Consider the following 20,406-nt stretch of genomic DNA (forward strand, 5'->3'; position numbering starts at 1 on the left):
TTTATACTTGTTGTTTATACATGATATCCGTTCTGATCACATATTTAACTCCTTCTGTAAGCATTGCTCCTTCATGTCTTAACGGATGATAAAACATCAGGGCCATACCTGTAGATGGGCGTATCACTTCCCCGGTCGCAAAGATAGTTTCCCCTCCCGTATATCCATCATTTAAATATATCAAAAAAGTATATTGACTGGCTTCATGAACATTTCTGACGTATGCATTATCCGGATGCATTCTGAAACGCTGACCAGGTTTGTATCTGTAGAAGCGGAATAATTCGTTTAATCCTATTGGTTGACAATTACCATGTCCTTTGGGAGCAAATGGGAGCACTCTCTCAGCCAGGTCTTGCGCTAATTGCAGGTCTGTGCTAAAAACCCTTTCGTTATTACGAACAGATTTTACCAGTCGCTGTGTTCCATCACCCATTTGTATTTTGGCTTCTTCATAACCAACTGCCTCACTTTTTTCAATGAGGGTGGCGCATTCTTCCCGGGTCAGGAAATTGTTGATAATAAATATCTCCGGGCTAACTGTTGTTAATGTTGCATTATTCATCTTCGGGGGTATTGATATGAAAACTATTTTTCTTTAGTTGTTTATTGAAGCGATATAGTTCGGGATGTCTGTTTTTCAGTCCTTCCCGTTTGGTACCGGTGTTTATAATGTAGGCAGCATCAAGGATTTTTCTGCGAAAATTCCGCCTGTCAAGTTTTGTTTCGAGTATACATTCGTATAGTTCATGTAGCTCTGTGATGGTAAACAGCTCGTCCAGGAGTTCGAATCCAACGGGATAGTATAGAATTTTGGAGCGTAGCCTTTGCAGGGCCACCTGGAAAATATGTTTGTGATCGAACCCTAATGCCGGCAGATGTTTTACATTAAACCACTTTACATCGTTGGCCATGGTACCGGCAACAATCTGAAATTTAGAAGGATTGATAAGGGCATAATGCCCTACGGCAATAACACGGCCCCTGGGGTCGCGTTCCGGTTCATCAAATGTATAGAGCTGTTCCAGGAATACTTTATTCATCCCCAGCTTAGTATATAAAATGCGCTCACAAGTATCCCTCAGGGTTTCTTCCATTTGTAGGAATCCTCCCGGTAAAGTCCATTGATCCTTGTAGGGTTCATCCTTCCTGTTGAGCAGGAGTACTGATAAGGTATTGTTGTGGTATCCGAAAACTACCAGGTCAACCGCCAAAGAGGGATTTTTGTACTCATGAAAAGCTTTCATATATTAGCGTCACTTTAACGCTAAGTAACATAAAAAATACTGCAAAAACAACAGTGGTACGGGAAGTTGACGATTTAACGTACAGAATTTCAATACTATGGATGAAATAAATAGTTGCTGCTTGTAGTGTTTTAGTATATTTGAATTAAGCTATAGTCATGACAGAGTAATGCCATCACCAAAAAAAGCACAACGAAATTGGAAAGTTCGTCGACTAGCCAATAATGAAGCCTCAGAAAGTTTGCCCAATAAAATAGACACAACAAATGGCAATACTCCCAAAATGGCTCCTGAAATAACGGAAACGGACGAACGTTACGAACAGCTTTCCTTTCTACCTATAGAAAGCGGCTGCTCCCTGATTTCTATTGCTGTACAGGCCCGGAAAACTATCGCTTACCGCCTGACGGAAGAGGAAAACAATGGCTATTTATATTTTACTCATGCAATCCTTCAACAGGAAGGAGATCAAACTTTCGAGATAAGTTGTTGCTTTAATGATAATTTCTGCCCGGAAATAGCTCTGAATCCAAACGACATCGCCAGGTTTATTGTATTTCGTTTTACTACCGACTGGATAAATAAGAATACAGATCTTTCCATGATGCATGCAAATAGTGCATTAAGAAAAATTGTAAATAAAGATTCAGATAAAATAACGCTTGCTTCAGATCAACTTCAATTCCAATATCTGAGCAACTTATACGAACTACTGGATCATGTTGCCACCGTTCCTTTATTTGAGCTACAGTTAAAGAATGCTGTAAATCCATTAATCAGCCAGGCAATACAACTATTATCACAAAAAGAACAAACATTACTTTCGCCACCCATTAGTTATAGGGATAATATCAACAGGATAGTCAGGTACCTCGATACCCACTTACAGGATGGATTTCCTGGCCTCACATTCCTTGCGAGTATTGGGCATATGAGCACCGCTACAATGCGCCGGCAATTCCCACTGCATACAGGGTTCTCTGCTTTCGAATACTACCGGCATCAACAACTGAATTATGCTTTTAATAAGCTTCAGGAACCAGGTGATGTAAAAGATATTTCAATGGAATTGGGATTCAGAAATCCTTCTAATTTCACAAGATTGTTCAGAGAACATTTTGGTTTATCTCCATCTGCCTTCCGGAAAAAGTTAAATGAAAATGAGGATTAATCTTCAAAAGAATTCAGAAAAGTCTTAAAATAAAGCCGTCATTTAGAATTAATCCCATTTTTTTATAACTTTGGTGCAATGAAAAAATTGCTCGCAATAACTTTTCTTACCATTTATATGATTTCAACCACTGAGCTTTCTCAGCTGTTGAAATTTCCTGTATTGGTAGAACATTATTTTGAGCATAAGGAAATAAATCCTGAAATGTCGATTACTGACTTTCTGGCTCTTCATTACGAAGGAAACCATCTCGAAAACCATCCTCATAATTATGATTACGAGCAGGATAAGAAACTGCCGTTCATGACACATAACCATGTATTAGCCTGTTCTTTTGTAGTATCACAGCCGGTACATTTTGAAATGAAAACCAAATTTGTTGCACATCAAAAAGAGAAGATAATTGCAGCAGATGACTTTCTATTAAACAACGATTTCCACTCATCAATCTGGCAGCCTCCCAAATTCTGTTAATCTTTCACTGACCATATTTCAAACTTTTACTTTGTTATAACCGTTTTGATTCATTCAAAACTGGAATAATCGTATATTATATTTCCAGTTTTGACATGACTTCGTAAATGGCGGTATATCTTATTATTTTTTAGGATTAACAGGATCATTAATTATGCTTACGAAAATCATTGAGTTTTCCGTAAAGAATAAGCTCATTGTTGCATTACTGATTTTGGGGCTTATCAGCATTGGAAGTTACCAGGTTACAAAACTGCCGATAGACGCAGTTCCCGATATTACCAACAATCAGGTACAGGTAATTACAGTTGCCCCTTCCTTCGGAGCAACTGATATAGAACGCCTGGTTACATTTCCAATTGAACAGGCAAACAGTAATATTTCAGGATTAAAAGAAATCCGGAGCTTCTCCAGATTCGGCCTTTCCCTTGTTACTATTGTTTTTGAGGATGATATTGATATTTATTGGGCACGCCAGCAAGTAGCCGAACGGCTGGTGAAAGTGCAGCAAGACATCCCACAAGGTATTGGAAGTCCTGAGCTGGGCCCCATTTCCACTGGTTTGGGCGAAATCTATCAGTATGTTGTACGTCCGAAAAAAGGATATGAACATAAATACAATGTAACAGACCTTAGAACCATTCAGGACTGGATTGTAAGACGACAATTACTCAGCGTTAAAGGGGTAGCAGAAGTCAGCAGTTTTGGAGGGAAACTAAAACAGTACGAAATCGCTGTAAATCCTGATAAACTGAATGCTTACGGAATTACCATCAATGATGTATTTGATGCGCTGAACGCAAATAATCAGAATACCGGAGGAGCATATATTGAAAAAGGACCAACAGTTCTGTATATCCGCAGTGAAGGATTAGTTGGAAGTATAGAAGACATCCAAAATATCTCCATAAACAGTAAAGACAATGCAGTACCTCTTTTCATCCGTAATATAGCCGATGTAAAAATTGGGTTTGCAACCCGCTACGGGGCGATGACCTACAACGATAATGGAGAAGTTTCAGGTGCCGTTGTTATGATGCTGAAAGGTGCCAATAGCAGCCAGGTTATTAAAGATGTAAAAGAAAAAGTTGCCGGCATTCAGAAAACACTTCCCGAAGGCGTAATAATAGAGCCCTTCCTCGATCGGACCAAAATGGTGAAACACGCTATCAGTACTGTTAAAACCAACCTGATGGAAGGGGCCCTGATTGTCGTTTTTGTTCTCGTATTATTCTTAGGAAATATCAGAGCAGGGCTTTTGGTGGCATCCGTAATCCCACTGGCCATGCTTTTTGCCATCTGTATGATGAACCTGTTTGGTGTTAGTGGAAATCTAATGAGCCTGGGAGCCCTGGACTTCGGACTGATTATCGATGGAGCAGTTATTATTGTTGAATCGGTGATGCATCAATTGATGCTTAATAAGCGCTTTAAAACGCTTATTAAAATCCCTTCAGAAGAAATGGATACAGTGGTAGTTGAATCTGCCGGCAGAATGATGAACAGTGCTGTATTTGGTCAGATCATCATACTTATCGTTTATCTGCCAATTCTTTCATTACAGGGAATTGAAGGTAAGATGTTCAAACCAATGGCAGAAACAGTTGCTTTTGCACTACTTGGAGCATTCCTGCTTTCATTGACCTACATCCCAATGATGAGCGCAATTCTACTTAAGAAAAGGAGCCTTAAAGTTTCCTATTCCGACAGGATGATGAAAAAAGTAGAGAAGCTTTATCTCAACACCCTGCTTAAAGTAATACGAATTCCGAAAATCATATTCAGCGCAGTCATTATTTTATTTGTGATAGCACTCATTATTCTCAGCAGACTGGGAGGCGAATTTATCCCCTCACTTGAAGAAGGAGATTTTGCTGTCGACACCCGGGTATTGCCAGGAAGTAATCTTACTACTACCATAGAAAGTACTCAAAAAGCCGCACATATTCTATTAACCAAATTCCCGGAAGTACAAAAAGTAGTTACAAAGATTGGAAGTGGGGAAATCCCAACAGACCCAATGCCAATGGATGCTTCAGATATGATGGTGATCCTGAAGGATAAAAAAGAATGGACTTCTGCCGCAACATTCCCTGAACTGGCAGACAAAATGACCTTAGCACTGGAAGATGTACCAGGAATCACTGTTGGCTTCCAATATCCGGTGCAAATGCGATTCAATGAACTGATGACAGGAGCCCGGCAAGATGTGGTGCTAAAAATATTTGGTGAAAATCTCGACACCCTTGCTAATAATGCGCAAAAGATCGGTAAGATCATAGAAACAGTGAGTGGCACACAGAACCTTTATGTAGAGCCCATCTTAGGCTTGCCGCAGGTGGTTATTCAATATAACAGAGCATTAATTGCACAATACCGACTTTCCGTTGCCGACGTTAACAAAGTAATCAATACCGCTTTTGCAGGGCAAAGTACAGGACTGGTATTTGAAGGTGAGAAAAGATTTGATATGGTTGTACGTCTCAATTCCAATGCCCGTAAAAACCTTACTGATATCCGAAACCTGCTGGTTCCAACCCCTTCAGGAAACCAGATTCCTTTATCACAGCTTGCAGCTGTAGATATTATTCTGGGGCCCAACCAGATTCAGCGCGAAAATGCGCAGAGAAGGATCATTGTAGGGTTCAATATTAAAGACAGAGATGTACAAAGTATTGTGGAAGAGTTACAGTCCAAAGTGGAAAAAGAAATTAAACTACCACCCGGATATTCTATTAAATACGGAGGCTCATTTGAAAATCTGAATAATGCGAAAGCCCGACTGATGATTGCTGTTCCAATAGCATTAGCACTGATCTTTACATTACTATTCCTTGCCTTTAATTCTATTAAGGAAAGTCTGCTGATTTATACTGCAATACCCCTTTCCATAATTGGTGGCGTTTTTCTGCTTGCATTACGCGGCATGCCATTCAGTATAAGCGCCGGCGTTGGATTCATTGCCTTGTTTGGAGTAGCTGTACTAAACGGTATTGTATTAATTTCAGAATTCAACCGCCTTCATAAAAGCGGGATTCGCAATATTGTCAGAATTGTTGTAGATGGTGGAGAAAGTCGCTTGAGGCCAGTTCTTATGACAGCCAGCGTAGCCTCATTGGGCTTTATTCCAATGGCGCTAAGCAACGGAGCGGGAGCCGAAGTACAACGTCCTTTGGCCACCGTTGTAATTGGAGGTTTGATGATTGCTACCCTGCTCACACTATTTGTGCTTCCGCTTTTGTATATAACTATAGAAAAAGGATTTAAAATGAAAAAGATAAAACCAAAAAACATAGCACCAATATTGGTTTTACTGATAGTTCTTACTGGTGGTAATTTAAAAGCACAAACTCCTGTTACGCTCGAAGAAGCCATGAACCTGGCCATACAGAACAACAGAAACCTGAAAAATGAAAAACTTCGTTCCGATTATTCAAAAGCATTGATCAGAACTTCTGCAGATATTCCGCAAACAGCTATTTCGGCCGATTACGGCCAGATCAACAGTGCGTATAATGATTCGAAATTCGGAGCATTACAGAGCATCGCTTTTCCAACCGTCTATAAAAGACAAAAAAATCTCTATACCGAAGAGTGGAAAAAAAGTCTGCTCACTGTTTCGCTTAAAGAGTTTGAGTTGAAAAAAGCGGTAAGTCTCACCTATTACAATATGCTTTACTGGCAGGAGAAAATGAAACTGTTGAACGAAGCACTTTCGGTATATTCCAGTTTCCTGGAAAAAGCTACCCTCCGCCAAAAAGCCGGAGAAAGCAATATTCTTGAAAAAACTACTGCTGATAACCAGAAAACAGCCATCAGTATTCAATTACAACAAGTACAACAGGAACTAAAAACACTTCAGATTCAATTTCAATGGTTGTTAAATTCAGAAACTGAATATCTTCCATCAGACCATCAGAAAGCTCTTTTCGTTGCTGATGAAACCAATATTCATCCAGCCCTAAAAGTTCTGGAACAACAAAAAGTAGTAGCTGAACAACAAACTTCATTGGAGAAATCGAAAATGCTTCCGGGGTTGCAGTTGGGTTATAACCTCAACAGCTTTAAAGGTACAGGAGCTGATAACAAAACCTACGACGCCACTCCTCGATTTTCATCTGTTCAGGTAGGTGTTTCTGTTCCACTCTTTACAACCGGACAAAAAGCAAGAATTTCAGCATCTAAAGTTGCTGCCAGTGTTGCAGAAAATGATTTTCAGAATGCCCAGTTCACTTTAAAAAAACAATATGAGCAGCTTTTGCAGGCTTATAAAAGCAATCTGGACATTGTAAACAAATATGAAACAACAGAATTAAAAAACGCTGAAATCATTACTGAAACAGCGCAAAAACAATTTATAAACGGAGAAATTAATTACCTGGAATTTGCAATTCTTATAAATCAGACAATTGCCCTGAAAAGCAATTATGCTGATGCGCTTTGGAAATTAAATGAGAATGCAATTCAACTTCAATACATCACGATAAATCAATAAAAAATGAAATTCGCAAAATCCAAATATATCCCGTTTGTTTTAGTGTTGTTCGCAATGCTTGCTTCAATTCAGTGTAAAAGGAAAGTTGCACCCACAGAAAATACTGTGCCGCCCAAAGATGAAAATATAGTTACGCTAACAGATGCACAGTTACGAAATGCTCCTGTAGAAACCATTGAACTTTCGATGCAGAATATATCAACGCTTCTGAAACTGAATGGTAAAATTGATGTTCCACCTAAGAATATGGTTTCAGTGAGCACACCATTAGGAGGGTATCTGAAAAGTACTGATCTGATTCCTGGAATGAAAGTAACGAAAGGACAGGTAATTGGAGTAATTGAAAATCCACAGTTCGTACAGTTGCAGCAGGATTATCTTACAGCCAAATCCAAGTTCCATTTTGCACAACTGGACTTCAACCGTCAGAAAGAACTTAATCAAAGTAAGGCGAGCAGCGACAAAGTGATGCAACAAGCACAATCTGAGATGAACAATCAGCAGATTTTAATGAATGCACTGGCCCAGCAACTTCAACTTATTAACATAAATCCAGCAACCGTAAATCCTGAAAACATACACAAAACAGTTCCAGTATACAGTACAATAAACGGATATGTAAGTAAGGTAAATGTTAATATCGGTAAATATGTAAATCCAACTGATATCCTCTTCGAGCTTATCAACCCAAATGATATTCACCTTAATCTTAAAGTTTATGAGAAAGATTTAAAACTACTGAAAGCCGGTCAGGAGCTGATAGCTTACACCAATACTAATCCTGATAAAAAATTCAATGGCGAAATTCACCTGGTAAGTAAAGATGTGGATGCAAATGGAATGGCTGATGTACATTGCCATTTAGACAAATACGATCCTAATCTGATACCAGGCGTGTATATGAATGCCGAAATAGAGTTAGCTTCATCTTTTTCAAATGTTTTACCGGAAGAAAGTATTTTGGATTTTGAAGGAAGTACCTATGTTTTTGTTGAAGAGAAGAAACAAACCTACAGACTAACACCTGTTACTGTTGGGGAGCAGGAAAAGGGGATTGTTCAGGTGCTGAATTTCCAGGATTTTAAAGGAAAGAAGATCGTTACCCGGAACGCATATACACTGCTGATGAAATTGAAAAATACAGACAATGACGAAGAGTAAACGCTTAAAATAAATCTGATGAAATTCTTTATGAATTTATTATTGATGATGTACTGTTCTGTTTCAATTTTTGGACAGAACAGTACTCTGTCAGATAGTAGTAATATCTCCGGCAACAATGCTTATCAGTTCAGTTATAAAAAACTGATTATTCCTGCCGCCTTTATTGGGTATGGTGTACTGAGTCTGACTACCAGAGATCTGAAAGAACTTAATAATTCTACTCAATACGAAATTAAAGAGCATCAGCCCGTACACACGAAATTGGATAATTATACCCAATATGCTCCTGCTGCAATGGTATACGGACTAAACGCCTTTGGTATTAAAGGAAAGCACAACTTTAAAGACAGAACTATTATTCTGGGAACCTCAATGTTGTTTACCAGTGCCCTCGTTCTTCCGGCAAAGCATCTTATCCAGGAAGAAAGACCCGATGGTTCAAATAAGCTATCCTTTCCTTCAGGCCATTCTGCTACTGCATTTGCTACAGCTCAGTTTATGTTTAGGGAGTATAAAGATGATAACTTCTGGCTTAGCCTGGCAGGTTACCCATTGGCAGCATTTACTGGTGTTTACAGAATTATTAACGACAAACACTGGGTAGGCGATGTAGTTGCAGGAGCAGGGGTTGGCATCTTGTCTACCGAAATGGCTTATTGGGTATATCCCAGAGTTTCTAAATGGTTAACATTTAAAGACAACCAGCATACCCTAATAATGCCACAATATCAATCGAAACAATTGGGATTGTGTTATTTTAAAATATTTTAGATTGATTGGGCGGCTTTCGCGATGTCAGGAACCTCTAAAATATGCTTGGGATACCCGTTCTTAGTAACATTAATCATAGCCAATCCGATTTCAGAAAGGGTAATTACATAATTGGGAGTAACACGTTTAAAGAAAGGATACATCCAGCTAATGAACTTATAAAAGCCATGTGTATTTTTCAGATCCTTTCCCGGATTAATAAAACCCGGGCGGAACATATATGCGGCTTTAAAAGGCATATTCAATAACGCATTCTCCGTACGCCCCTTTACTCTGGCCCACATACTTCTACCCTGCTCAGTACTATCCGTGCCGGCACCAGATACGTAACAAAAAGTCATCTCCGGATTCAGGGTTTGTAAAGTTTTGGCTACTTCCATCGTAAGATCGTAAGTAAATCTGGTATATTCCGGCTCTTTCATTCCAATTGAGGAAACCCCCAAACAAAAATAGCAGGCATTATAATCATGTAGTTGTGCTGCGATAGGCAACATATCAAAGAAATCCTTATGAATTATTTCCTTTAGTTTAGGATGGGTTACACCACAAGGTTTTCTGTTGATCACTAAAACTGCCGTAACATCCGGATGTTGCAAACATTCATGCAATACACCTTCTCCGACCATTCCAGTACTACCTGTAATAATAGCTTTGATTTCCATTGGATAGAATTAATGTTTCTACAAAATAATAAAGTTTAATCAGCCTTCAAAAGATTATGCCAACACTGTTTTAGCTGTGGTATTTAATAAATCTGTACAGAAGTTATTTATAATATGGTTGGTAGATAAATTACTTTCAGCAAATCTTCTGGCCCTCTTTGCTATCTCAGTATCCGGATACTGCAAAGCCTCAAGAATTACCTTATGCAGGCTTGTAACACTACCAGCATCCGCCAGCATTCCTATAGAATGATTACTAATCATTGTATGTAACTCCGACCCTTCGGTGGCAGTAACAACAGCCAGCCCACCTACCGCCAGAATTGCTGTAAGTTTTGAGGGTAATACAAGATGGTTCATTTCTTCACGTTGTAATACCAGGTGAAGGTCTGCCATATTCAATAATTCATTAAAGGTATTTAAGGGTTGGATTGGCAGGAAAAACATATTATCGGAAGCTCCAGCTTTAAGCCGGTTGAGTTGAGTGCCCGCACCACAGATTACAAACCTGATATATTTATAGCACTCCATCTGTTTGGCGACCGAAAGCAATATATCAATTCCCTGTTTTTCGGCAATAGCCCCTGCATAAAGAACTATTTTATCGCCGGTATTAAAACCAAAATTGGTTTTCAGTTTTTCTTTATCTGCAATGGGAAAGAATATTGAAGTATTTACCCAGTTAGGGAAATAATAAATTTCTTTAGATGTTTTTGTTTTTATTTTATTGATCATACCAGGGGAAATGCTGCTAATATGATCTGATTGCTTGATGATAAATTTCTCTACTGCCCACAAGAGGTTCAATAACTTGTGGGAGCGTATTAATTGGAAGGTTTTAGCAATTTCAATTTGCAGATCCTGAATATGATAGATGGCAGTTGTTTTTTTACACCATTTGTAAAATACCGCTAACAGTCCGGTATGAAATGGAGGAGCAATTGTTATTACATAAGTAAATCGTCTGCCAGGCAGTAATTGTAACAGTTGAATAAACGCCGTAAACAAAAAAGTTAATTCCTGAAAAATCCTTTTAATGGCAGTAGAATGTTTAGGTACATATTGAGGGCAGCGGTAAATGATAGCAGAAGAAAATGATTCTTTTGAAAACCAGTAACGTTTAGCATTGTACGAAATGAAGTCGTTCTGTTCAGGATAGTATGGATAGGTAGTAATAACGGAGCATTCGAACCCTTTCTCAGCAAGGGCCGCTATCAATTCCCCATTAAATTTCCCAATGCCTGTGGCTTCGGGAGAAAAATTCGGACTTATCAACAAAATACGTTTGTTCATTGTCTGTAAGAATTCGCTTCAGGTGTGCATTGTATTCCAACAACTTAGCCCGGTATTATGTTTCGGTGCCAGCCAATTATCTTACATTGATTTAAATTATCTTTGGTAGTAAATGAGGTTTATAATATGAAAATTCAGCTTTTCCTTGCAAACGAAAGAGGCCTGAAAGACATTGGCTGGTTAAAAAGTAATTTTATCTTCAGTTTCAGCGATTATGCCAATCCGATGCGTAGCGCTTTTGGCACTATCCAGGCATTTAATGACGATTATGTAGAGCCAGGAAAAGGCTTTGGAATTCACCCCCATGTAAATATGGAAATCATCTCAATTCTCCTGCAGGGTACGATGAACCATAAAGATACAATGGGGTATAGCACCGAAATAACAGCACCTGCCGTTCAGATTATGAGTGCCGGAAGTGGGCTCCGTCATGAAGAATATAATATTGGAAGTGATGATGTAAATTTTTTACAGATCTGGATTTCTCCAAAATTGCAAAATATAGCTCCTCGTTACCAGCAACGTAGCTTTCCTAAGGAAGCCAGAAAAAATAAACTGGTAACGGTGGTATCTAATGAAGAAGGAATGCAACATTGCTGGATTAATCAAAATACCAAAATCTCCCTCGGGTATTACGAGCGACCTGAAAAACTCACGTATAGTTTTCAATCCCAGAATAAATGTTTATTAATTTTTCTGATTTCCGGCAGTCTGCGAGTTCAGGAACAGGGATTACAACCCAGAGATGCAATAGGTATTTGGGCCACCAATGAAGTTACCCTGACTTGTGCCGATAAAACTGAATTTGTAATTATTGAAACTCCGATTAATCAGAAATAATTTATTCGGGTAGGTTGTAAGGAATTCCGCCGAGAATCATTAAATTTAGTTTAGCTCGTAACGGATAATTTACCTCTATAATGAGTAACGCCACAAAACAGCATTACTTAGGGTTCGATGTTCTCTTTAATATGGCTACTATAGGCATTATAGTAGCAGATATTGACGATAACATCCTGATGGTTAATCCACACCTCCTGGGGCAAAGCGGCTACCAGGAGCAGGAAGTGGTAGGCAGTACTATTAATAGCTTAATGGTCTGCCAGGGAAATGAGAAGGCAATACTGCGAAAAGACGGCACCCAATTCCCTGTAGAAATAACAATAGGAGAACATATTACCCCTGATGGCCCCATAAAAATTATTCATATCACCGATATTTCAGACAGAAAAGCAACTGAATTTACACTTCGGGAGCTTGAGAAACAAAAAGCTGAAATAGTACTGAAAGAAGGCTCGCTCCAACGCATGAACAGCGTATTCACCAATTTATGGAGCAATGCAGGAGCCATGATCATTGTAACCAATGAAGATGGGTATATCAAATGGTTTAACCCCGCTGCAGAACGTATCTTAGGGTATAAAGCCAGCGAGGTAGTAGACATTTGTACTCCAATGATCCTTCATGATAAGGAAGAAATAGCATTGAGAGCAGAGGAGTTTTCCAAACAATTAAATCAGGAAATCCCGGTTGGGCTGGAAACTTTATTGATAAAAGCCCGGCTAAATCTGCGAAATGAATATGAATGGCTCTACGTAAAAAAAGATGGCAGTACCTTACCCGTTTCGCTGGCTGTGTCGGCATTGCGTAACGGAAGTGAAATAAGCGGATATATGGGAATTGCCATAGATCTGACACGTATAAAGCAAGCCGAATCAGAATTAAGGGTTGCACTGGAAAAGGAAAGAGATCTGAATGAATTAAAATCCAGGTTCGTTTCTTTGGCATCACATGAATTCCGTACACCACTCAGTGCCATTTTATCATCTATCTACCTTGTTTCTAAATATGAAGCCATAGAAGATGTTAACAAGCGCACCAAACATATTCAGAGAATTATTTCAAGTGTAAACTCATTAACCGATATATTAAACGACTTTTTATCTGTAGGTAAAATAGAAGAAGGTAAAATACAAGTACATATCAGCAATTTCGACCCAGGTAAGCATATTAGTAATGTCTTACACGAAATGGATGGCCTCAAAAAACCTCAGCAACAAATTTATTATGCACATCATGGGCCCGCATCTGCAACGTTAGACCCAACCTTGCTCAAACATATTGTGATGAACCTTGTCTCAAATGCCATTAAATTTTCTCCTGAAGGAGCAGTTATCTCTGTTCGTAGTGCAAGTACGGATAACTCCTTCCAACTATCAGTAAAAGATAAAGGTATCGGCATTTCTGCTACCGACAAGCAACATCTCTTCGAACGTTTTTTTAGAAGCGAGCAGGTGGCTAATATTCAGGGTACCGGACTGGGGCTGCATATAGTTGCCAAATATACGGAGCTTTTAAATGGTACTATAACTTGTAAAAGCGCGCTGGATCTGGGTACTGAGTTCCTTATTACTGTTCCCTTCCCAAAAAACTAGTACATTATGCAAAAGATTTTACTGATAGAGGATAATTCACTCATCTGTGAAAATGTCGCCGAAATATTAGAGCTCGCAAATTACGATGTCATTACTGCTGCTAATGGAAAAGAAGGCGTGGCGATGGCACTCGAACATCACCCAGATCTTATCGTTTGCGATATCATGATGCCCGTATTAGATGGTTATGGTGTCTTGCATACCCTTCATAAAAATCAGGCGTTGCAAACCACTCCTTTTATTTTTCTTACCGCTAAAACAGAAAGAAACGATGTTAGAAAAGGTATGGAAATGGGAGCCGATGATTATATCACAAAACCATTCGATGGCTCTGAGCTCCTGAATGCTATAGAAAGCAGATTAAAACGTTGTGCTGAAATCCGGAAAGAATCAGTGTCGGGCCTCCATGGGCTTAATGTACTGCTCTCTGCCGGGAGTGGTGGTAATCAACTGGATTTGTTAAAGGAAGACAGGAACATTATAGCCTATAAAAAGAAGCAAACCATCTATAATGCCGGTAGCAGGCCAGAATATTTATTTTATCTGTTACAAGGGAAAGTAAAAACCTATATGCGCAATGATGATGGGAAAGAATTAATTATAGGCTTATATAATAAGGGAGATTTTTTCGGCTACAATGCATTGCTGGAAGGAGGAAATTATCAGGATCATGCAGAAGCAATGGAGGAATGCAGAGTGGCGATGATCCCACAACAGGATTTTGAACAGTTGATTAGCAGTAACCCGGAAGTGATGGGAAGATTTATTCAGATTCTTTCCAGAGAAATGGCTGAAAAAGAGCAGCAACTAATTAGTCTGGCTTATAACTCTTTACGCAAAAAAGTGGCAGAAGCCTTGTTGCTGCTCGAAAGAAAATACAATGCAACAGGTAATAAAAATTTCACAATAGATATAAGTAGAGAAAACCTTGCTGCTGTTGCCGGTGTGGCAAAAGAATCGCTGATCCGTACACTGGGCGATTTCCGCGACGAACAACTTATCACCCTTAAAGAAGGGCAGATAGCTTCACTGGCTGTCAAAAAATTGGCGGGCATGATCAACTAACTCCGGTTACAAATACTAAAAAGGATGATTTCATCTTTTCATAGTCTGCAACCATGTCTTCAACTTCTTTTTTCATCACCAGATGATCATGCGGCGCCATCTCAGTTACCGAATCTTCAAGCCAACCTAATTGTTCCTTAATCTCATGTCTTAGTAACACTATTGCTGTTTCTCTACTCAACATGCCAATCTGAAAGGCTTCTGCTTCCTCAATAAATGCACGATCCACTGACTTGCTCACAGCATCGGCCAAACGTCTTATCAATAAATCATTATCTGCCCTCAATGTTTGTAATATCCTAATCCACGCACTGCACTCTACAACCTGATCTTCCTTGCGGAGATCAGATCGTTTGTCTGAAAATAGGTTGCTCATAGCCTTTAGTTATAATAGGTTTGCAGGGTATGCAATTTCTTTGCATCCTCCCACTCTTTTAGTAACAAACAAATTTTTTGTTGAACGCTATATAAATTTTTAACATCATTAAGTAATTGTGAAAGCTGCTCATTGCCATAAGCATTCGGAACCTGCGACAAATAATCGTCGAGGATATTGGCCATATTACGGGTTTGAGCCAAACACTCCTTCAGCAGTTTATAGACTTTCATGATATGATCATACTGGTGCGTAAGGTAGCTCGAATCATCTTTCTGCTGCTTTAACAATAACTTCAGCTCATCATTCAGATTCCGCAGTACTACGTTATTGCAAACCGTTAACTCCTGATAATAATGTACGATCAGGTCTGAAACATCAGATGGATTTTGTTGTATAAGTGAATAAAAACCCTCCATTCTGGTAAGGATTTTCTTTGCCTGTGGCATTGCCTGCTCTTCAATACATTCGCTTAAGGAAGCGGCATAACTAACATGATAATCCAGTGCTGGCATTTTCATATCCAGTAAGTTTTTAATTTTAGCATTCTTACTGTACTGCCTGTAGATAAATCCTCCGTACTTTTTCAACTGCCTTATCGGAAAGAATAAAAAGCCTTCGCAAAATTTTCGTTGTCTCGAAGTTGTATTATTTTGAAACATGACACCCGTTTTAAGAGGAAGAATAGGTATCATCGCTGTCCAAACGATGATACCTCCAAACGCACCTGTTCATTGAGTCTTGCTGCAGCTATCCATTGGACCACTGTTGCTGATGTAAAGTTAACTCAGGTGCTATCACTCAAACAATGATAAGCATTATACCAACCGATGATATTGGTCAACATTTCAGATGACCGCCGTCATTATTTTGGGAAAGAATATAAGGAAATCAATTAGTTAAGGCAGACAGAACCTTTTGTTTCCTGATTGGATACCTTACTTTTACGCCCCAAATTATGCGACATAGAATAACGTGTAGCCAGATACGTGGTATATCGCGAAACAATGATAGATAAAACTAATATCTTCTTGTCTTTCATCGTGGCTTTTACAGGCATTGCAGTAGTACATTCTTTTACTGGTAGCTGTTATTGTGAATAACCTTACTTCTATCAGAGAATATCCGGTTAAGGGAAAGTGTTGGTAACTAATGCGGTGGATTATAATCGTAACATCTGAATACCAAAAACTTACGTACAACGCGCCCCTGCTGCTTCACTACAATTGGTGGCAGGGCTTCTATATGACTGAAAAAAGGATCCAACTCCTCTATAAACTCTTCTTCATCCATATCATCATTCACATCGGTCAGTGAATTAATAAATAATGCATTCTTCCCTGCCAGTTTTTGAAGGTCTGTTCCGATATAATCAAACTGCAGGGCGCTTTCATTAATCACATTCTTCGAATACACCATCTTTCCCAGATACAAATTCAACATTGCACTGGTTTTATAATCATCTGCCGAAAAAATAAAATCATCCGGAAATTGCTGTTGCAGTTTCTCCACTCCTTTCGCCAACCCGTTCCATCCGATCATCGTATCGTCTGAATGAATAGGAACCGGATAAAAAAGGATTTCAATTGCTAAAGCTATATGCACAACCAATGAACAGATCCACTGCCAGCGTAGATACCTGAAGGTTAGCCAGGTGCTAACCCATATAGTACCTGTAATGTAGGCGGCCATCATCCAGTTTATCTTTACCCAGTATATGGGTGATATCAACATAAAAAGAAAAAAAACAGGAGCAAAGAAGCAAAGAAGAAATAACTGTTTGTCGGGTATATCGGTAATTTTCCACTTATATTTTCTGATAGCTTTATATAAATAGAACAACAATCCAAAGAATAATACAGGTAATAAAATGGCTGCCTGATGTCCTATAACCCCAAAGAAATCTAGCGGCCTGAATGAAATACCAGCAGCCCGGTCCGACGACTGAAATCGAATGGATGCCCAATCATTCTCTGCATTCCAGATAATTACAGGCGATATCGTTACCAGAAAACCTAGAATACTCACTAATAACCAGGGCGATAACAACAACTTTCTATGTTTCGGGGAAAGCAATAAAAACAATATAGCTCCTGCCGGTAGAAAAATACCTGTGTATTTACTATCAAAAGCCAATCCCATCAATATTCCGGCCCATAGCCAGTACCATTTCCTTTGCTCAAAAACTGCTTTATACACTGCAATCAGCGACAACGCCCAGAATGCCATTAAAGGTACATCAGGAGTAGAAACCAGCGACAAAATCGTGATCATAAGGGTGGCTGTCATGAACAACAAACTGTTCCAGGCCCGATATTTCGATAGAAACAAGGTACTTAACCTGTAAAAAGCCCATAAGGTCACTCCGGTGACCACGGAATCTGCCAGTTTAATCACCCAAACATGCGCCCCTAAAACGCTTGTAAAAGCTCTTAACAGCCAGGCTAAAACAGGAGGATGATCGAAATAGGATAAGGCCAGATGCTGCCCGTAAAAATAATAATAGGCGTCCTGAGGCATCGGCCCCATAACGCCTATAAAAACTATTCTTAACAGTACTATGAAAGCAATGGACGAAAACATCCATTGACTGGTTCGCAAATACTTTACTACCCGAAATGATTCATTCATGTAGCCCGACAGTTATAAGGTGATAGTATTATCAAATATACCAATCTTTATGCCGTATGGATCGGTACGATAAAACTATCACCTATAACAACAAGGCTCAATTAAAAGTTGAGGAACTACTCGCTCTTCAAACTGTTTGCAGGATTTACATTTGAAGCCTTAATTGCTTGCCAGCCAATGGTCAGACCTGCCATCAGAATTACTCCTAATGCTGCCACGGCGAAAATTAACCAACTTACATTAACTCTATATGCAAAATCTTTTAACCAATATTCGACCAGATACCAGGCTATCGGTGACGCAAGTACGATGGCAATAATCACCAATCTGAGGAAATCTTTTGACAATAACAGTACTACATTTCCAACACTGGCTCCCATAACTTTTCGGATACTGATTTCCTTTAATCGCTGATTGGTTACAAATACCGTAAGGGCCAGCAATCCCATTAATGCTATAATAACTGATATTGCCGTAAAGATCTGTACCAAATATTGTACCCGGATATAATCTGTAAAGAGTCGCTGAAAATTATCGTCCAAAAATGAATAACGCAACGGAATCTCCGGTTCAATCGTTCCCCATGCTGCTGTTATTCCTGCCATTGTTTTATCCAACCCTCCGGATTTGATTTTTAACAATAAAGAATTCCCCGACTGATACCTTCCGCAATGCGCATTGGAAACACTGTAAAAAGTTGGACGTACATAGCTATCAAAGCCCTGGGTCTGAAAATCCTTTACAACCCCTACGATCTTATATGGCACACTATCACAGTCTTTGTACCGGATGTTACTACCAATTATTCCCTCGCCTCCCAACAACTTCGCAGCAGATTCATTTATAATAGCTGTGTTATCCAAATCTTCCGGATGTTCGTCATCGAACCACCTGCCATCTTTTACCGGTATGCTTAATGTCTTAAAAATATCAGTACTCACCCTTACGGAAGTAAGAGATACGACTCTCCCATTATGGGTAAACGATGTATAGGTAGTATCTATATAGCCACCAGGAACAGCTGTAGTTTTTGAAACATTTGTAACTCCCGGAACTTCCAGCAACTTCGTTCTTACATTGGAAAAATTATTATCCCAGGTCTGTTGTCTTACCTGGATCTGTACTACCTGCTCGGGAGTAAATCCAATATCCCTGTTTTTCATGTAACTCATTTGCTGTAACATTATCAATGCTGCAACAATAAAGAACATCGATACTGAAAACTGAACTACCAACAATGAATTACTAAACTGTAATCCTTTTCCGGTTATTTTCAGTTTTTGTTTTAATACGCTCATGGCAGTCTGGCGGGCAAACATCCAGGCCGGATAAATACCAGATATCATAATAATTACCAGCACGGCACCTAAAACCTGAGCTATAAGGGTAACGATAAAAGGCGCATGGATAATAGATAATGAGAGCCCGAATGCTTTATTGAACCAGGGAAGAACCAGGATCAATAGGAGCCCGGCCAATACCAGGCTTATGAGTGTATGTACTCCCGTTTCTAAAAGAAATTGCTTTACAATCTGCAATTTGTTTGCTCCCAATACTTTTCGAACACCAATTTCTCTGCCTCTGCGCATGGCTTTTACCAAAGAAAGATTACCGGCATTTAAAGCGCCGCTGATCAGCAATAATACAGCCAGTACAAAGAGAATAAGGGTTGTTTTAAAGGAGCTCTTATCCAAACGGGGGAAGTTATGGATATCTTTAACTTCTTCGGCAAACAACCCCGGAGCATGCCCGGAGTTTACTACTGCTTCATAGGTTTTATTATCCTGTTTGAGATGATGATCATAGTAAACACGATTGATCTGATCTTCCAGTTTTGCTATGCCTGTAGGATGAGAAAGCCGCACATATGTCATGTAAGAAATATTGCCCCAGGAATTTCGCATATTGTAAGGAGCAGGATCCATCAAAATAGCGGTAGCACGAATATGTGAAGGAGTTGAAAGCGGTGCTAATACGCCCGTTACCGTAAAAGGTAACTGATTGTATAGTTTAAACACTTTACCAACAGGGTCTTGCTTCCCGAAAAGTTTTTCACTCAGTTCTGGAGTAATTAATGCGGAACCTGGATTCTTAAAAGCAGTATGTGGATCACCTGCCAGCAATTGATATGGAAATACATCTAACAACCCTGAATCGGCCATTACAACTTCCTTCTGATAGATCTTGGTAGTTTCGGTACCAAAGAGTAATTCAAAATCTCCGGTTTGTTGTAGATGTGTATATGCTGTAATGCCCGGGATATGCTCTTGCAGGAATGAAGCTAAAGCAGCAGGTGCCGGGTTATCTGTATGATTTGCGGATGTTTGCTCCGATACCCGGTAAACATTTTTTAATGTCGGATGCCACTGATCATAACTTAACTCATTGTTCAGATATAATAGAATAATCAAAAAACTGGTTAAACTAACAGCCAGTCCACCGATCTTCACAAGGTTGATAAATTTATGTTGTTTCAGTCCTCTGAAAACGATTAGAAAATAGTTCTTGAGCATTAATTAAACTTTGAATATCAGGAAGATAAAAAAAATGCCAGAAAAGAAGAAGTATGACTATCAATTGTTTAGCCATATAGTTGACTAGTCTGCCTGTTCGCTTTCATAA

At 39.2% G+C, this 20,406-nt stretch carries 16 protein-coding genes; 8 read left to right on the plus strand and 8 right to left on the minus strand.

Features of this window, described 5'->3' with window-relative positions:
- Window position 1: 1 nt before the first annotated feature.
- Together DVR12_RS21405 and DVR12_RS21410 are read right to left on the minus strand one after the other, a co-directional pair.
- Window positions 2–565: a 2OG-Fe(II) oxygenase gene (locus tag DVR12_RS21405; RefSeq protein ID WP_116977851.1), complete on the minus strand. Its 564-nt coding sequence runs from the start codon at window positions 563–565 to the stop codon at window positions 2–4.
- Window positions 558–1,247, minus strand: a complete 690-nt coding sequence (locus DVR12_RS21410; RefSeq protein WP_116977852.1) for an NUDIX hydrolase — start codon at window positions 1,245–1,247, stop codon at window positions 558–560. Before DVR12_RS21410 ends, DVR12_RS21405 begins: the two co-directional genes overlap by 8 nt.
- A gap of 169 nt (window positions 1,248–1,416) precedes the next feature.
- Here DVR12_RS21410 and DVR12_RS21415 point away from each other — a divergent pair, with 169 nt between their 5' ends.
- The 5 genes from DVR12_RS21415 to DVR12_RS21435 all read left to right on the plus strand — a co-directional run bounded on the left by DVR12_RS21415 (window position 1,417) and on the right by DVR12_RS21435 (window position 9,322).
- On the plus strand, window positions 1,417–2,418 hold the full coding sequence (locus DVR12_RS21415; RefSeq protein ID WP_116977853.1) for a helix-turn-helix domain-containing protein: 1,002 nt from the start codon (window positions 1,417–1,419) through the stop codon (window positions 2,416–2,418).
- 78 nt (window positions 2,419–2,496) lie between these two features.
- Window positions 2,497–2,892, plus strand: coding sequence for a hypothetical protein (locus tag DVR12_RS21420; protein ID WP_116977854.1), 396 nt, complete (start codon window positions 2,497–2,499; stop codon window positions 2,890–2,892).
- Window positions 2,893–3,046: 154 nt separating this feature from the next.
- Complete coding sequence (locus DVR12_RS21425; protein WP_116977855.1) at window positions 3,047–7,387, plus strand: CusA/CzcA family heavy metal efflux RND transporter; 4,341 nt, start codon at window positions 3,047–3,049, stop codon at window positions 7,385–7,387.
- A gap of 3 nt (window positions 7,388–7,390) precedes the next feature.
- The gene (locus DVR12_RS21430; protein WP_116977856.1) at window positions 7,391–8,548 is read left to right on the plus strand and encodes an efflux RND transporter periplasmic adaptor subunit; all 1,158 of its coding nucleotides are present in this window, start codon (window positions 7,391–7,393) and stop codon (window positions 8,546–8,548) included.
- Window positions 8,549–8,578: 30 nt separating this feature from the next.
- Window positions 8,579–9,322, plus strand: a complete 744-nt coding sequence (locus tag DVR12_RS21435; protein ID WP_199417169.1) for a phosphatase PAP2 family protein — start codon at window positions 8,579–8,581, stop codon at window positions 9,320–9,322.
- Here the strand turns inward: DVR12_RS21435 and DVR12_RS21440 are convergent.
- Window positions 9,319–9,984, minus strand: coding sequence for a Rossmann-fold NAD(P)-binding domain-containing protein (locus DVR12_RS21440; protein WP_116977858.1), 666 nt, complete (start codon window positions 9,982–9,984; stop codon window positions 9,319–9,321). The two genes, DVR12_RS21435 and DVR12_RS21440, sit on opposite strands and share 4 nt — an antisense overlap.
- Window positions 9,985–10,038: 54 nt before the next feature.
- Complete coding sequence (locus DVR12_RS21445; RefSeq protein ID WP_116977859.1) at window positions 10,039–11,277, minus strand: WcaI family glycosyltransferase; 1,239 nt, start codon at window positions 11,275–11,277, stop codon at window positions 10,039–10,041.
- A gap of 126 nt (window positions 11,278–11,403) precedes the next feature.
- Between DVR12_RS21445 and DVR12_RS21450 the strand changes: the two genes are divergently transcribed.
- The 3 genes from DVR12_RS21450 to DVR12_RS21460 all read left to right on the plus strand — a co-directional run bounded on the left by DVR12_RS21450 (window position 11,404) and on the right by DVR12_RS21460 (window position 14,777).
- Window positions 11,404–12,117, plus strand: coding sequence for a pirin family protein (locus DVR12_RS21450; protein ID WP_116977860.1), 714 nt, complete (start codon window positions 11,404–11,406; stop codon window positions 12,115–12,117).
- 80 nt (window positions 12,118–12,197) lie between these two features.
- Window positions 12,198–13,712, plus strand: coding sequence for a sensor histidine kinase (locus tag DVR12_RS21455; protein ID WP_116977861.1), 1,515 nt, complete (start codon window positions 12,198–12,200; stop codon window positions 13,710–13,712).
- A gap of 6 nt (window positions 13,713–13,718) precedes the next feature.
- Window positions 13,719–14,777: a response regulator gene (locus tag DVR12_RS21460; RefSeq protein ID WP_116977862.1), complete on the plus strand. Its 1,059-nt coding sequence runs from the start codon at window positions 13,719–13,721 to the stop codon at window positions 14,775–14,777.
- Here DVR12_RS21460 and DVR12_RS21465 read toward each other — a convergent pair.
- The 4 genes from DVR12_RS21465 to DVR12_RS21480 form a co-directional block, all read right to left on the minus strand.
- Window positions 14,770–15,153: a hypothetical protein gene (locus DVR12_RS21465; protein ID WP_116977863.1), complete on the minus strand. Its 384-nt coding sequence runs from the start codon at window positions 15,151–15,153 to the stop codon at window positions 14,770–14,772. The genes DVR12_RS21460 and DVR12_RS21465 overlap by 8 nt on opposite strands.
- Before the next feature lie 5 nt (window positions 15,154–15,158).
- Window positions 15,159–15,674: a hypothetical protein gene (locus DVR12_RS21470; protein ID WP_147323508.1), complete on the minus strand. Its 516-nt coding sequence runs from the start codon at window positions 15,672–15,674 to the stop codon at window positions 15,159–15,161.
- 628 nt (window positions 15,675–16,302) lie between these two features.
- Window positions 16,303–17,784, minus strand: coding sequence for a glycosyltransferase family 39 protein (locus DVR12_RS21475; RefSeq protein WP_116977865.1), 1,482 nt, complete (start codon window positions 17,782–17,784; stop codon window positions 16,303–16,305).
- A gap of 116 nt (window positions 17,785–17,900) precedes the next feature.
- Complete coding sequence (locus tag DVR12_RS21480) at window positions 17,901–20,297, minus strand: ABC transporter permease (protein ID WP_116977866.1); 2,397 nt, start codon at window positions 20,295–20,297, stop codon at window positions 17,901–17,903.
- Window positions 20,298–20,406: the final 109 nt, after the last annotated feature.

Source organism: Chitinophaga silvatica (assembly GCF_003419895.1).
Lineage (GTDB): Bacteria > Bacteroidota > Bacteroidia > Chitinophagales > Chitinophagaceae > Chitinophaga > Chitinophaga silvatica.